The sequence below is a fragment of the Arthrospiribacter ruber genome (genome assembly GCF_019343195.1).
In the GTDB taxonomy this organism is placed as follows: domain Bacteria; phylum Bacteroidota; class Bacteroidia; order Cytophagales; family Cyclobacteriaceae; genus Arthrospiribacter; species Arthrospiribacter ruber.
Genome location: NZ_RPHB01000002.1, coordinates 385,552 through 400,963 on the forward strand (window position 1 = coordinate 385,552; position 15,412 = coordinate 400,963).

A 15,412-nucleotide genomic window follows, 5' to 3' on the forward strand; every position below is an offset into this window, starting at 1 on the left:
TTGAGGATAAAAATCCTCCATGACTCATTTTCAGTCATTTATTTTGGAAAAACTTTACCCTCTGCTGCCAATAAGGTATTATAAAGCAAAGAGGCAATGGTCATGGGCCCTACTCCTCCCGGCACTGGCGTAATGGCAGAGGCTTTTGCCGCTACTTCATCGAATTTCACATCTCCTATCAACCTGAAGCCTGACTTTTTGGAAGCATCTTCAATCCTATGAATACCCACATCAATGACAACTGCACCTTCTTTGACCATATCGGCAGTTACAAACTCAGGCTTGCCTAGTGCTACAATCAAAATATCCGCAGTTTTGGCGATCTCTGGAAGATTTTTGGTTCTGCTGTGTGTAAGGGTCACCGTGCAGTTCCCTGGATTGTCATTTCTGGCCATCAAAATACTCATGGGAGAACCCACGATATGGCTCCTTCCTATGACCACACAATGCTTTCCTGAAGTTTCGATATTGTATCTTTTCAGCAATTCAACAATTCCATAAGGTGTTGCAGCCACGTATGCAGGCCAGCCCAGGGTCATTCTCCCTACATTGGCAGGAGTAAATCCATCCACATCCTTTTCAGGTTTGATTTTATTCGTGACTTTTTCTACAGAAATATGTTTGGGAAGCGGAAGCTGTACGATCAAACCATCGATATCAGGATTTTGGTTGATGTCTTCGACTACTTTCAGTAGTTCCTCTTCGGAAACCGTTTCTTCCAATCTTACCAAAGTAGACTCATATCCAACCTGTTCACATGACTTCACTTTTGCACCGACGTAGGTCTGACTTGCACCATCATTTCCCACCAGTATGGCCGCCAAATGCGGGATCTTTCCCCCTTCGGTTTTAATTTCGGATACCCGCTGGGCAATTTCAGTTTTGATTTGTTCAGATGTGGCTTTACCGTTGATCAGTGTTGGCATTTGGATGTAAATTAATTTATGAGTTATGATTTACGAAGTACGATATTCGATTTACGATTTACGATATAAGATTTACGAGGCTTAACCTGACTTTTAACTTCAATTATTGATTCAACTTGTATTGGGATATTTGGATTTACGAGGTACGATTTACGAGGTACGAGGCTTAACCTGACTTTTAACTTCAATTATTGATTCAAACTGGATTAGGATAATTGGATTTACGAACGACGAGTTACGGTTTACGAGGTTTATTTATGATTTAAACTTTTCTTTTTGATTCAACTTGTATAGGGATATTGATGATAGTTATTGAAATCTTGAAGTTTTGATACTTGCAACAGTAATAGCAACTAGTTCATCGGCTTCTTTAATTAAGCGTTTGATTTCAGGAATCAACTCATGGTTGGTATTTATTTCATCAATAACTTCTAGAAAGAACTGACTTTCATCTGCTTCTTCCTCCACTATTTTCAATTTGTTTATAAAATCTGCTTTGGATTTCGCTCTCCCTGCGGCTCGGTAATTTGCTGCAACCGAACTTGAACATCGGATCAATTGATTGACATAAGCATTAAATTCCCTCGTATGTGGTAATTTAGCGCAAAGACGCCAAACGTCAATCGCAAATTGCTTGGTCCTGTGCTGCATTTCAAGTTTCATATCCACAACATTTTTCGTTACAAATAAAAAACCACACTATTGTGTCTGCAGGTAAAATTGCAATTTCACGCCGTAAATCGTAAATCGTACATAAGACCAATCATCGAATAATGAATATCGAATCGGCTATACTTACCGCATATCCCCCTTAATCAAGCTTCAAAACCGCCATAAATGCCTCTTGTGGCACTTCTACGTTTCCAACTTGTCTCATTCTCTTCTTCCCTTTTTTCTGCTTTTCGAGAAGTTTACGTTTACGGGAAATATCACCACCATAACACTTGGCCAATACGTTTTTACGCATGGCTTTTACGGTTTCTCTGGCAATGATCTTGGTTCCTATTGCGGCCTGAATGGCAATTTCAAACATCTGTCTTGGTACCAGTTCCTTGAGCTTTTCACATAGTCTTTTTCCCCACTCGTATGCTTTGTCTCTGTGAACAATGGCAGAAAGGGCATCCACCACTTCTCCATTGAGCATAACATCTAACCTGACCATATGGGACTGCTTAAAGCCTATCAGCTCATAATCCAATGATGCATATCCTCTGGAAATAGTTTTTAATTTATCAAAGAAGTCAAATACAATCTCTGCCAATGGCATGTCAAAGCTCAATTCCACCCTATCGGAAGTAAGGTAAACCTGATTTTTGATCTGACCTCTTTTCTCCATACACAATTGTATCACCGACCCTACATAATCGGAAGCTGTGATGATGGTAGCTTTCACAAAAGGCTCCTCAATATGCTTGAACCTCGTCGGGTCAGGCATGTCAGATGGCGCATTGATCAACTTGATTTCATCATTGGTCATCAAAGCCCTAAACTGTACCGATGGCACAGTGGTGATCACCGTCATGTCAAATTCACGCTCGAGCCTTTCCTGTAGGATCTCCATATGGAGCATGCCAAGGAAACCACAACGGAACCCAAAACCCAAAGCTGCCGAAGTCTCAGGTTCCCAAACAAGAGAAGCATCATTGAGTTGAAGCTTTTCCATGGAAGCCCTCAATTCCTCAAAATCCGTGGTCTCCACAGGATAAATCCCTGCAAATACCATAGGCTTCACATTTTCAAAACCCTTGATGGCTGTGGTACAAGGATTCTTGACGTGGGTGATCGTATCACCGACTTTTACTTCTTTGGCGACTTTGATGCCTGAAATCAAATAGCCCACATTTCCGGCAGACATGTTTTTTTGAGGAATCTGATTAAAACCTAGAATCCCGATTTCATCAGCTTCATATTCCCTGCCTGTATTGACAAATTTGATCTTGTCTCCTTTATTGATAGTACCGTTGAAAATCCGGAAGATTACTTCCACGCCTCTGAAAGGATTGTAAACAGAATCAAAAATCATGGCCTGAAGTGGCTCGTCAACATTCCCCTTTGGAGCAGGGATTTTTTCAACTACCGCATTCAATATATCTTCTATTCCCAAGCCTTCTTTTCCAGAAGCCAAAATAATATCTTCTCTATCGCAGCCAATCAGCTCTATAACCTCATCAGCGACTACCTCAGGATCTGCTCCGGGAAGATCGATTTTATTTAAAACGGGGATGATTTCCAGGTCATGACCAATTGCAAGATACAAGTTGGAAATGGTCTGCGCCTCAATCCCTTGAGAAGCATCTACAATCAACAGCGCGCCTTCACAGGCGGCAATTGACCTGGACACTTCATAAGAAAAATCCACGTGTCCCGGCGTATCAATCAGGTTGAGGGTGTATTCCTCGCCCTTGTAATTGTACTTCATTTGAATGGCGTGGGACTTGATCGTGATCCCTCTCTCCCTCTCCAGGTCCATATTGTCAAGCAATTGGTCCTGCATCTCCCTATCAGTTACGGTATTGGTAAACTGAAGGAGACGGTCTGCTAGTGTACTCTTGCCATGATCAATGTGGGCAATGATACAGAAATTTCTAATTTTTTGCATATTCATTCTGGGCGCAAAAATAGATAAAATTATGGGTTTTATTGGTATACTAATCAAAGGTTAACCTTTTTTGTTTTCCATATCAAAGCTTTTAAAGATTAATTCCGCCCAGAAACTGCTTTATCTTTTTTTAACAGTTGATTTTACTTTAAAAGCTATCAAAAAAGGCCTAAACTTATTTTCTTTGTATGAGCAACCCTTCTTCCTTACATGAAATCTGTAGCTGAAAAAAAGAGTTCCCAAAATATCCCTGAATACATCATATACATGTATCAAATGGAAGATTTGATCAGGGCATATCAGTTCAATTTGGATGAAATCAAGCAATATGTGATTGCTCATTACCCTATTTCTGATGAAGAAAAAGAAGATACTCTGAACTGGTTTTCGGGCTTGGCCAATCAAATGAGAAAAGAAAATATTTCTACAAAAGGGCACCTTGATGAAGTACAGTCATATGTTAGCGATTTAGCAAAAATCCACTGGTCCTTAATCAAATCTGATAAAACCTATTTTGAACATTATCAAAAAGCCAAACCACATATCGTCCAATTGGTCATAGAGGCAGGAGAAGAAGCTCCTTCCAACGAAATACAGGTATGCCTGAATGCTGTATATGGATTGCTTTTAGCCAAATTGAGGGGAAGAGAAATTCCTAAAGACATAAATGAAGCCACAGATGCCTTTGGAAATGTGCTGAGCTACCTCAATTGGGTGTATTTTTACAATCAGGAAAAAAGTGTGAGGGAGAATTGATTACTCCAAAAACTCATACACACTTTTATAACAATTTTTCTCCTCCACATAATCCAAAAATGCGGTGTAAAAGGGATGGCTACTCAATGTGGCGCTGTCTCCAATCACGATCATCTTTCTTTTTGCACGGGTAAGGGCCACATTCATCCGCCTGGTATCTGCGAGAAAGCCAATTTCCCCTTTGGCATTGGAGCGGACCAAGCTGATCAGCATGATATCTCTTTCTCTTCCTTGAAAACCATCAATGGAATCAATGGTCAAAAAAGCTGCATAATCTTTAAGGTTAGGGAATTCAAAAGTATCAAACAGCAACTCATTCAAGCGGCGCACCTGTGCCCTGTAAGGAGCAATCAACCCAATACTGAATTCTCTTTCTTTCAGCTGCCGGAGACCGATTCTTTTGACAAATGATTCCAGATAATTTAAGGCAAATCTGGCCTCTTCCAAGTTGTAAGTACTCAGAGATTCTTCTTCCACCTGCTCATTAAATCCGGAACCTGAGGTATCGACAAATTCCAAAACAGGTTCTTCTTCAAGAATATAATGTGCTTGGGTATTAGGAGCCGCCATCAGCTCCCCTTGATAAAAGTGCCTGTTGGAAAAACCCATGATAAGCTCATGCATCCTGTATTGCTCTCTCAACATTACCGCACTACTCGGTTGCCTCAAAATGGCCTTTTCAAATAAAGTAATACCCAAACCGGATTTGGAGGCCTCAAATGACTTGATGGTAGGAGGCAGCTGTAAGTGGTCTCCGGCCATCACTACTTTTTTTGCCTTTTGGATAGGAATCCATGTAGCAGCCTCCAAGCCCTGACCTGCCTCATCAATGAAGACGACGGGGAAACTAAAACTCTTCAAATATGATGATGCAGCTCCTACCAAGGTACAAGCGATCACTTGGGAAGATTGAAAAATATCATAAACAATGTAGTCTTCGAGACTTTTTGCCTCGTCTCTACAGCGGTCTGCTTCTTCAAAATACCTTCTTCTCTGCATCCTCTCCTCATGCCCAAAGCTTCGTTTGTATTTCTTCCCCATCTTGACCAATTCATCAATAGACTTTTTCAAACGCTTCAAATCCTTATAACTAGCATGATTGGCTATTTTGGCATCAAGAGCCTGTAAAAGTATTTGCTCCTCCACCCGGGCAGGATGCCCCATTCTAAGGGCAGAAATATTTCTTTCTGAAAGTTTTTCCACCAAAAGGTCTACCGCTGCATTGCTGGGAGCACAGACCAATACTTGGCTATTGGTTTCTAGGGACTTTTCTATGGCGGCAACCAAGGTAGTGGTTTTACCTGTACCAGGAGGACCATGAATGATGGCCAGATCTTGAGCAGCAAGAGTCAAGGCTACAGCTTCATTCTGCCTTGCATTCAGTCTATCCATTGGATGAAAACCTAAACTTACTACACTTGGCTCTCTTTCTCCCAAAAGCACCCTTTTCAACTCCCCCAACCTAATGTTGTCCGCTTTAGAAACAGCAAGGAGCGCAATTTCCATTTCCCTATAACTGGCTTCATCAAAAAGCAGATCTATTCCAATCTTGCCTTTGTGAAACCATTCAGGTAATTCTTCCAACTGAAGTGTCACAGTCATAACATCTTTTTTGATTTGGTTGATTACACCATTGATTCTATTTTTTGGAGAACCATATAATTCATGATTTGAAAAAATAGAAACAGATTTTCCGGATTGAAAAAGGTGTGCTTGTTTGCTATCCGATCTTTCAAGATCTATTATCAATCGCTCCCCATACCCAAATCTGGTCTTTTTCAGGTTGACCGGGTACCAACAGATGCCCTCTTCTTTTTTGTCTAAAAGTGAACTGTAAAGAAATTTTTTCTTGTACTGTTCTAGGTCTTCCTGCCATTCCTGTTTTAAAAGTTTTAAAGAAATTTTTAATTCTTCCTGTATTTTTGTCATCTATTACTAAATTTAGCTCAAATCTAACAGTTAAACACCACCCTTAAAATACTGTTATACATCTGTTGTGAATTATTTAGCCCACGCATATCTATCATTTGAAGAACCTAAAGTACTGGTAGGTAACTTTATCGGTGACTTTGTCAGAGGCGCTATAGAAAAATCCTATGAAAAAGAAATAGTCATAGGCGTAAAGCTTCACTGGGAAATAGACCATTTTACCGACAATCATCCGGTGGTAAAAGAGGCTCAGGAAATTCTAAGACCTGAATATGGAAGGTATTCAACTGTAATTACAGACATGTATTTTGATTACTTTTTGGCAAAATACTGGAAAAACTACCATTCCCAACCGCTGCAGGATTATGTGCAAAACGTGTATGAAACCATTGAAAGTTTCAGAGAGGTGTTACCGGTAAAGTTTCTGAAGACTTTTGCTTACATGAAATATTATAATTGGCTGGGGGGATATGGAGAACTTGATGGTATCCGAAGAGCCATGACCGGCATGGCAAAAAAAACAAGGTTTCAGTCCAAACTGGAAACTGCCCATATCTTTCTAGATGAGCACCATGAATACCTTCGTATTCACTTTGGGGATTTTTTCGAAGATTTGGTACAGCATTCCAAGGCCAAGTTAAGTGAATTGAAAAACCAATGATTGTCTGTAAACCAAAAACAAGTACTTACCTGGCACTTGGTCTGATTGTAATTATTTTGATCAGTGGGCTGATCTACACCTTGCACCATTTTGCCAATGTGCGGTCTTTTAGTCTAATCTTTTATCTTTTTTCCACAGTCCTCCTTACATTGGTGATTTTGTTACTTTTGGTCAAAATGATGGCTTCCTATAAATTAATAGCTGCCGGAAAATCCCAGATTATCACAAGATTACCACTCCGGGGAAAAATCATATCATATGGTCTTGATCAGGTTTTGGTTTGGGAGGAAGAAAAAGTAACCACCAACAAGCGGGAATTCAAACAGACCACTATTGTTTTTGATGATAAAAGTTCCTTTACCCTCAGCAATCACGAACATGTCAATTATGAGGCTTTCGTAGTTTACCTCCAAAAAAAATTGCTTCAGAAAAGGGTCGATAAAATAAAAAAGAATCAATAAGCCTGGGCTTGGATTTTTATGACTTTTGTGGTCCAATAAATTTGTATTTAAGTAAAAAGATGATTCCAACTTAACTCCTTTAAAACCTTAACGCCATAGAAGTGGTGATAGCTGTATTCCCCTTACTGAAGCGTGCAGCTGGCAATTCAAAAAAGGCCTCATCAGGTGTATAGAACTGCCTGAATTCCAACCTCAACATTGAAGAAGGTGTAACTATATAGTCCAGATTTAAAGATCCTCCGGAAACTTTCACTCCCTGATCAACAATAACTCCTCTCGGGTCTGAATAGTATTCCATCCTTCCCGCTAAAATGAATTTTTCAAACAAATCTCTTTTGACTGAAGCTGTCACCCCGTACCAATGATTAACAAATGAGAAATAGGTATCTTCTATGCCATAGTCAGCACCGAAAGTAGCCCCCCATTTATTTTTCTCATACTGCAAATAGAAATTGTTGAAAAAACGTGCCCTGTAAACTGGCTGCGGAGATTCATTTCCAAAATAATTGGCATAATTGATTTCCATTCCTTCTATCGGCCTGTAATTGACCCCTGAGCCAAAGCCAATCGATTGGTTTCTAGGGTTTCTTTGTACATTCTGCCAGCCATTTGTGGCCCAAAAAATAATATCCAGTTTTTCATTCCATTCAAAAGTCAATCGTCCTCCGGTCAGAAAATAGGGGGAGTTTTCCGCCATCAGACTCCTGCTCAAGTGCCAGCAATCCATACCGTACCAACTTTCAAACCCTATATGAGAGGGCATGATCCCAATATCCAACCAGAGCCTATCCACTATTTTCACTCCCACAGATGCCTCGTTTACAAACTGTGCCCAGTTTGGCTCGCCAGCCATATTGTACTGGGCATAAGTGCCCGTCATCAATGCAAAATTGGCTCTGACGTTTTCTTCTTGATAGCTTGCTTTTAGAGATGCAAAATTGACACTGAACTCATTATGTCTATTAAAATTATATAGGAAATGAGGCCTTAGGTGATCCGACGGTTGATTGAAATCATAGCTGTAATAAGTCTCTACGTATCCCGAAAAATCAAACTTGGATTTTGGCTTATCTTCTTGTGCAAAGACATTTTGTGTTACAAATTGTGTTACAAAAAACAGAACAAGCAAACAGAAACTTTTCATATTCCTAAAAGTAAAAAATAAGCCCGGAAAAATTCTCCGGGCCCATTTTATCTTTGCGTTCTGAAATTTTGATCATACAGATCTATGCTTTCCTGAATGATTTTATAGGCCTCTTCTTTTCCAAGGAAATCTTCTACTTTTACCTCCTTGTTTTCCAACTTTTTGTAATCTTCAAAAAACCTATGAACCTCTTTCATCAAATGCGGTGGCAATTCGTCGATGTCGTTGATGTAATTGACAGATTGGTCCTCTGCAGCTACAGCTATGATTTTATCATCAGCTTCCCCTCCATCGACCATCCTCATCACTCCGATTACTTTGGCATTCACCAAGGTCATGGAAGGAATATCAATCTGTGAAATGATCAAAATATCAAGAGGATCTTTGTCATCACAAAATGTCTGTGGTATAAACCCATAGTTAGCCGGATAGTGTACCGCAGAAAACAATACTCTGTCCAAAAGCAACATCCCTGTCTTTTTGTCCAATTCGTATTTTCCTTTGCTTCCTTTGGGAATTTCAATCACGCCCATCACAAATTCTGGGGCGCTTTTTCCTATTTGCACATCGTGCCATGGATTGATCATAACTAAAAACTTTAAATATCTCTTTTTGAAATGGCCTGCAAATTACAGCCTATTTGGATTATGGCAAAGTTTTAATACCCTTTTTGACCGATGAACTCTCAATTGCAACACTTTATAAAGTGAAATTCATTTTAAAATTCATTTCCTTGTGAAATTGGCAGTGTAATATAGAAAGAAGTACCTTTCCCTTCTTCACTTTCCACTTGCAATTCGCCTTTGTGATTTTCCACTATGGTGTACACTATAGAAAGTCCAAGCCCGGTTCCCTGCCCTACTGCCTTGGTAGTAAAAAACGGTTCAAATATCCTGTTTTGCAGTTCCTTTGGTATACCCGGCCCATTATCTGAAAATTCAATCCTGACCTGATCTCCTTCTTTTGAGGTCTTGATCCATATCTTCGCCTGTGTATTATCCTTTGGATGATCCAGCAATGCATGTACGGCATTGTTAAGGATATTCATAAAAACCTGATTGATTTTCCCTGCCAGACATTCCACCTGAGGAATATCACCATATTCCTTTATTACTTCGATCTTATCTCCAATGGTACTGTTGAGTAAAACCAGGGTACTGTCTATCCCTTCATGAAGATCTACTCTTTTGAGATCCAATTCATCAATCCTCGAAAAAATCCTGAGCCCCTTCACAATCTCCACTGTTCGTTTGGCTCCATCTTCCATTCCTTTAAGGAGTTGTTCTATTTCTTTGAGCAGGTAGTCCAGCTCCAGATCTTCCTCGAGAGATTTGAGTTCATTTTTGGAAGATTCCGAAAATTCCGCCCCTCCCTTTTGCCGGTAAGCCTCTACAATTTCCAAAATATCCTTGATGTCCCTTTTGAGAGGAGAGATGTTGGAAGAAACAAAATTGATGGGATTATTGATCTCATGGGCAATTCCAGCAGTCAACTGACCAAGTGAAGCCATCTTTTCCTGATTGACCAGCTGAGTTTGCGTCTGCTGAAGGTCATGGAGTATCTGCTCAAGTTCCTCTGTTCTTTTCCGCACCTTTTCCTCCAACACTTCATTTTGCCGAAGCATCATAACTTCAGTTTCTTTCATGACCTTAAGCTTTTCACTTTGTTCTTTTTCCTTTTCTTCTTTTAATACATTGATCCTATAGGCTAAAGCCAATGAAAGCAAAATTGCCTCAATGGCGGTTCCGAGCAACATAGGCAGACTTGGAAAGGTCCCTAAGTAAACCAGCCCTGAATTATGCAGGATAAATGAAAATAAGCCTATTAAGAAAAAGGCCCAGGCAAACAAAAAATACTCTGCCGGCTTGAATTTCTTCCTTGCAACAACCACTGCTGTACTGATAAAGAATACAACCACCATTAGTCCGGCCAAGTCAGTGATATTGTGGCTCACTTCTACAAATCCGAGTAGTCTTGCTAAAAAACCTATAGAATATAGATAAGCTATCCCAGTGAGTATTTTGTCTAATTTCGGTGTATGATCTGAAGTTTTAAGAAATTTTTGAATAAAAAGTACTCCAAATATCCCAGAAGTGGAAGAAAAGAAAATAATGCTTACTTGATATAGTAATTTGCTATCCTGAAAAAAGAACAAATAGCTATATCCTAATAGGGATATTTGAGCTAATCCTATGCAAAGGATATAAAGGAAATAATAAAGGTAGCTCTTGTCCTGTACCAAAAAATAAAGAAAAAAATTATATAAAGCCAAGGCCAACATAATTCCGCAGTAGATAGAAACAAGCGTGAGTACCTGCTTGCTTTTCTTCTCTATACTCCCTCTTTCGTAGCTTGATATCGAAAACCTGACCGGATCGTCAGAATGAATTTTCAACTCCAAAAACCCCCTAGCATCCCTATACGCAGGAAGACTGAACATGGGGTTGGGGTAAAAATAAGATTCCAAAGCCACCCGCTCCAGTTTTTCCAACTTCTCTCCATCTGGCCCGGTGTAATAGATTCCTGCAAAATCCAAAGTAGGATTGGAAATTTCAATCAAATCAGCTTTGGAGAAAACCGGGTTTGTAAGTGGAATTTTTAATAATAGCGTATCTGATAGAAAACCAAAATCATTATACCCCTGACTTTCAATGTCAAGCGACTTATATTTAAAATCTTCCAAATCATATATATAAATTTCAAAATCATCAATGGCTTGCTGGCTGGATTCTCCATAATACCGGAACACAAAAATCAATGCTGCCCCAAGAAAAAACACCTAGGGCAGCAACCAGTAAAGCCTGTTTATTTTTTTGAAGCTTCCCATTGATGCGCAATTTCGCTGATATTTAGATCATAATGGATTTCCAAAGGTCCTTTATCACTTATTTCGGTCACTTGATGAAATGGATTATTTCTAAGGTAGTAAATTTTATCTCTTTGATGAACATCCGCCAAAGGCAAGTCATAAACGTCTTTGATCTGCATGATAGTGGCAATCAAACCTTCTTTTGGATAAAGAAATGAACCTTCATCACCCAAGGACTTGATGATTTCGAAACCTACTGACTGGGAATTTTTGACGGTATAAGGTGAACAGAATGCCATTAGTGCCTTGAGCTTGAGAAATGAAGTGATCGCCACTCCGATTCTGATCAGGTAAATGCTGCCAATGCCATATCCAGAAACAAGCCTTGAATTCCAAAGGCCACAATATTCAGCTACATTTTCATGCTTAAATTGCTCCATAAAAGAAACAATTTTAGGATCCTTTTCTAAGATGGCCCCTTCAAGAGGAAGCGGAAAATCTTCTGACCTCAATTGAATTCTTCCTCCACCCAACACAATATTGGGATCCTCCAAAGACTCTACCAATAGAAGAAATACATTTGGATTGTTGACCCAAGAAGTGTCCGCAGAAGTCACTTTGGTTACTCCATAGGATTCCAATACCTTAAAATGTCCGTCTATATATCGCTTCGTTTCATCAGGAGATGAAATTGCCCTTACAACCTTGATCTTTACCTTCATATCATTTGAGTATTTCATCGAGGTCTACATAAAACCTGCCAGAATTTACTTGATGCCCCAATAATATCTCTCTGGCCAAATGGGTGCAGAACCCTCCACCCATAATTACCGAGGATGCCAACTGTGGCCAATTGGTAATGCTTTTACCGATTTCAGCTATACTGGACTTGGCCCGTGGTGACAATTTATCAAAATCCAATATAGCTCCCAAAACCTGCTTTTCCTTATGGGCAAAACCATCCAACAAACCTTCTTCATTTCCTAATCCAGAAAGTTTTCCATGAAAAACCGGTCTGTCAGGCTCAAGGTCAAACCTTTCAATATCCAGCATCCCCCTATCCGAGGTATCCATAAGCACAGGGGTTTGAAGTGCTTTGGCTTTGATCCTGGATCGAATCTTCATCTGAATAGAATCACATTCTTCTACCAAAAGATCCAATTTGCCTTCCCCTGTAAAAAAGTCCTCCATATTGTCTTCATTAAGCCCCTCTTTAAAGACACTTACTTTCAGATAAGGGTCCAATTCGGCAATTTCCCTCCTTACAATTTCTGTTTTCTTAAGTCCAATATGGCAAATGGAAGTCCTTATTCTATTCAGATTCCCAAGTTCGACATGATCGAAGTCGGCAATTCTGAGCTCACCACAGACCCTCTCCATTGCCAATCCCAATGCAACACTTTGTCCTACTGACAGCCCTACAATACCGATCTTCTTAGTGAAAAGCAGATCTTGTTCTTCTTGGGTTATTTTGAATTTGTTGCGGACAGTTCTTACCTCGACAAACTCCTTTTCCGGAAGGACTTTTACCAAAGCTCTTTTCCAGGGATAAAACACCCAATTCCCAAAACCATCCCCTTGCTTTTTTAAAAAATCCTTAGCCTCCTGCTCCAATTCCTGAGAATTGAATGTAATACGTGGATTCCTTAGCTTGATCAGGTCTCTTACCTGACTTTCCATACTGTCCAGCACAGCTACATACGGATCTTCCAAAAGCTCCGAAATCGTGGCCTCATCCTGAAAATCCGCAGGATCTAAAATGTGATGTAAAACGGGGTTTAACTTTTCAAAACTTCCAATAATTTTCATTAAGTCAACAGAGGGGTGAATGTTAAGGGTAAAGTTATACCTTTGCCCTCATTTTAGTAAGAAAAAGAAAAATTTATTATGCTTAAACAGAAATATTTCGATATTTGACATAATTGATAACGGATTCAGTTAAATTATTTTAATAAATTATTTAACTTTAATTTTATTCTAAATAAGAATTTACTGTTTTTAAAATTCCTGTGTCTTATATGTCAGCACCAACAGAAAAAATCTCAATTCTTTACGTAGATGATGAAGAAAACAACCTTCAGGCATTTAAAGCTACATTCAGAAGGGACTATAAAATTCATTTGGCCATTTCAGCCGCAGAAGCCAGAACTGTATTGAATGAAGAAAAAATTGACATTATCATCACAGATCAAAGAATGCCCCAAGAAACAGGTGTGGATTTCCTGGCCTCTGTGATTGAAAAACATCCGGATCCTATACGGATCCTGCTCACGGGATACACTGACATTCAGGCCGTAATCGACGCCATTAATAAAGGTCAGGTTTACCATTATTTGACTAAGCCTTGGGATGAAGATTATTTAAGAAGCGTAATCAAAAATGCTTTTGAGGTTTATTCCCTTCGCAAAGCCAATAAAAAACTCACCGAAGACCTGCTCAAAGCAAATGAGCAACTGGAATTTTTGCTCAGACAAAATCTGCTTTCCTAGTATCTCGCAGCCAACAAAAGCTGTAATTCTTTGTGGTTCATCCCGAATTTTCTCGCCAGATAAGCATTGGTAAGGCTTCCGCGATAGGTATAAACACCCTTCATAAACCATTTATAGTTGAAAATCATCTCTTCAGCACCTTTGAGATCAGCCATCTGAAGCAAAATCGGGGTGAATATATTACTCAGCGCCACAGAAGCAGTTCGTGAAACCCTGGATGCTATGTTCGGCACACAATAATGAATGATGCCATGTTTTACGTATGTAGGATGGTCATGAGAGGTCATTTCTGCCGTCTCCACACATCCTCCCTGATCTATGCTCACATCAATCAGGATGCTCCCTTCCATCATTTCAGCTACCATCTCTTCACTAACTACGATTTTATTCCGGCCTTTTTCTACTCTAAGTGCCCCTATTACCACATCGGCTTCCCGGATTGCCTGAGCTAAAATAAAATTATCAATAGTGGAAGTAAATACCTGCTGCCCTAAAAGCTGCTTGATTCGCCTCAATTTGTAAATATGGTTGTCAAAAACCTTAATATTGGCACCAAGGCCAAGCGCAGTCCTTGCGGCATATTCTGCAACTGTACCTGCTCCGATGATCACCACTTGCGTGGGAGGGACACCTGTCACTCCCCCCAAAATCAGCCCTTTGCCATCATTAACACTGCTGAGGTACTCAGCAGCGATCAACATCACCGTACTCCCAGCTATCTCACTCATGGCCCTCACTACAGGCATACCCCCTACTTTGTCTTCCAGATGCTCAAAGGAAACAGCCGTAATCCTCTTTTTATTCAAGGCATGGATGAATTCAGCCCTTTGCTTACCTAATTGCAAGGCAGAAATCAGACAAGCTCCCTGTCTCATGTATTCGATTTCATCTTCAGTAGGCGGCTCTACTTTTAGCACTACCTCTGCATCAAATGCTTCTTTTGAAGAATACACCACTTTAGCCCCTGCATCAGAATACTCCTTATCGGTAAACTTGGACAGCTTACCCGCATTGCTCTCTACATATACTGTCTGACCATTATTCACCAGTAGCCTGACTGCATCAGGAGTGAGTACCACTCTCTTTTCCTGAGCGGCCTTTTCCATGGGCAATCCAATTACCAAAGCGTGCTTGGAGCTTTTAACTGCTGCGGGTGCTTCCTTGGGAGCTAAGCCAAGACCTTCTGACATTTCAACCATTTCTCTTGTAGTTTACTATTCTGTCCAAAGAAATCAATCTGCTCTCGTCATCTTGTACCAAGATTTCTAATAGAATAAAGTCCGGAGGAATATATTCAGGGATTTTTTCAGCCCATTCTATCCAACAATGATTTCCACTGTAAAAATACTCTTCTATTCCGATTTCCAATACTTCATCAGGATCTTCTATACGGTAAAAATCAAAATGATAGAAAATTTCACCTCCCGAACCATGGTATTCATTCACTATCGAGAATGTGGGACTTGACACCCTGTCTTCTACCCCAAATGTTGCAGCAATGGCTTTGATAAGGGTGGTTTTTCCGGCACCCATCTGTCCCTTGAACACCCATATCTTCTCATCTCCGCAAAATGAGACTACTTCCTGGGCGACCCGTCCAATCTCTTCCAGCTGGGTAAAATGTATCTTTTTCAAATC

15 protein-coding genes are annotated in these 15,412 nt (G+C 40.0%); 4 read left to right on the top strand and 11 right to left on the bottom strand.

Annotation, left to right across the window (positions count from 1 at the left end):
- Positions 1-38 precede the first annotated feature (38 nt).
- The 3 genes from EGN73_RS04625 to lepA form a co-directional block, all read right to left on the bottom strand.
- On the bottom strand, positions 39-926 hold the full coding sequence (locus EGN73_RS04625) for a bifunctional 5,10-methylenetetrahydrofolate dehydrogenase/5,10-methenyltetrahydrofolate cyclohydrolase (RefSeq protein WP_219287304.1): 888 nt from the start codon (positions 924-926) through the stop codon (positions 39-41).
- 309 nt (positions 927-1,235) lie between these two features.
- A complete protein-coding gene (locus EGN73_RS04630) occupies positions 1,236-1,589 on the bottom strand; it encodes a four helix bundle protein (protein WP_219287305.1) in 354 nt (117 codons plus the stop codon).
- 148 nt (positions 1,590-1,737) lie between these two features.
- Positions 1,738-3,531 (bottom strand): translation elongation factor 4, encoded by a 1,794-nt coding sequence (gene lepA, locus EGN73_RS04635; protein WP_219287306.1) that lies wholly within the window; start codon positions 3,529-3,531, stop codon positions 1,738-1,740.
- 204 nt (positions 3,532-3,735) lie between these two features.
- Between lepA and EGN73_RS04640 the strand changes: the two genes are divergently transcribed.
- Positions 3,736-4,281 (top strand): DUF4924 family protein, encoded by a 546-nt coding sequence (locus tag EGN73_RS04640; protein ID WP_219287307.1) that lies wholly within the window; start codon positions 3,736-3,738, stop codon positions 4,279-4,281.
- Here the strand turns inward: EGN73_RS04640 and EGN73_RS04645 are convergent, their stop codons facing one another.
- Positions 4,282-6,210, bottom strand: a complete 1,929-nt coding sequence (locus EGN73_RS04645; protein ID WP_219287308.1) for an AAA domain-containing protein — start codon at positions 6,208-6,210, stop codon at positions 4,282-4,284.
- 67 nt (positions 6,211-6,277) lie between these two features.
- Here EGN73_RS04645 and EGN73_RS04650 point away from each other — a divergent pair, with 67 nt between their 5' ends.
- On the top strand, positions 6,278-6,871 hold the full coding sequence (locus EGN73_RS04650) for an acyl carrier protein phosphodiesterase (protein WP_009033589.1): 594 nt from the start codon (positions 6,278-6,280) through the stop codon (positions 6,869-6,871).
- Positions 6,868-7,332 (top strand): hypothetical protein, encoded by a 465-nt coding sequence (locus tag EGN73_RS04655; RefSeq protein ID WP_219287309.1) that lies wholly within the window; start codon positions 6,868-6,870, stop codon positions 7,330-7,332. The genes EGN73_RS04650 and EGN73_RS04655 overlap by 4 nt, the downstream gene beginning before the upstream one ends.
- Before the next feature lie 79 nt (positions 7,333-7,411).
- On the opposite strand, the gene EGN73_RS04660 is transcribed toward EGN73_RS04655, so the two are convergent.
- From EGN73_RS04660 to EGN73_RS04680, 5 genes are all read right to left on the bottom strand, one after another.
- Entirely contained in the window at positions 7,412-8,476 is a 1,065-nt protein-coding gene (locus EGN73_RS04660; protein ID WP_219287310.1) for a porin, read from the bottom strand.
- Positions 8,477-8,523: 47 nt separating this feature from the next.
- Positions 8,524-9,063, bottom strand: a complete 540-nt coding sequence (locus EGN73_RS04665) for an inorganic diphosphatase (protein ID WP_219287311.1) — start codon at positions 9,061-9,063, stop codon at positions 8,524-8,526.
- Positions 9,064-9,194: 131 nt separating this feature from the next.
- Positions 9,195-11,225 carry a 7TM diverse intracellular signaling domain-containing protein gene (locus tag EGN73_RS04670; RefSeq protein ID WP_343207077.1) on the bottom strand — a complete coding sequence of 677 codons (2,031 nt, stop codon included), beginning with the start codon at positions 11,223-11,225 and terminating at the stop codon, positions 9,195-9,197.
- Between the two features lie 56 nt (positions 11,226-11,281).
- Positions 11,282-12,007 carry a hypothetical protein gene (locus tag EGN73_RS04675; protein ID WP_219287312.1) on the bottom strand — a complete coding sequence of 242 codons (726 nt, stop codon included), beginning with the start codon at positions 12,005-12,007 and terminating at the stop codon, positions 11,282-11,284.
- A gap of 1 nt (position 12,008) precedes the next feature.
- Positions 12,009-13,094: a ThiF family adenylyltransferase gene (locus tag EGN73_RS04680; protein ID WP_219287313.1), complete on the bottom strand. Its 1,086-nt coding sequence runs from the start codon at positions 13,092-13,094 to the stop codon at positions 12,009-12,011.
- A gap of 209 nt (positions 13,095-13,303) precedes the next feature.
- Between EGN73_RS04680 and EGN73_RS04685 the strand changes: the two genes are divergently transcribed.
- Entirely contained in the window at positions 13,304-13,774 is a 471-nt protein-coding gene (locus EGN73_RS04685) for a response regulator (protein WP_219287314.1), read from the top strand.
- Here EGN73_RS04685 and EGN73_RS04690 read toward each other — a convergent pair.
- Both EGN73_RS04690 and tsaE read right to left on the bottom strand, forming a co-directional pair.
- Positions 13,771-14,973: an alanine dehydrogenase gene (locus EGN73_RS04690; protein ID WP_219287315.1), complete on the bottom strand. Its 1,203-nt coding sequence runs from the start codon at positions 14,971-14,973 to the stop codon at positions 13,771-13,773. The genes EGN73_RS04685 and EGN73_RS04690 overlap by 4 nt on opposite strands.
- Entirely contained in the window at positions 14,966-15,409 is a 444-nt protein-coding gene (gene tsaE / locus EGN73_RS04695) for a tRNA (adenosine(37)-N6)-threonylcarbamoyltransferase complex ATPase subunit type 1 TsaE (protein ID WP_219287316.1), read from the bottom strand. Before tsaE ends, EGN73_RS04690 begins: the two co-directional genes overlap by 8 nt.
- Positions 15,410-15,412 lie beyond the last annotated feature (3 nt).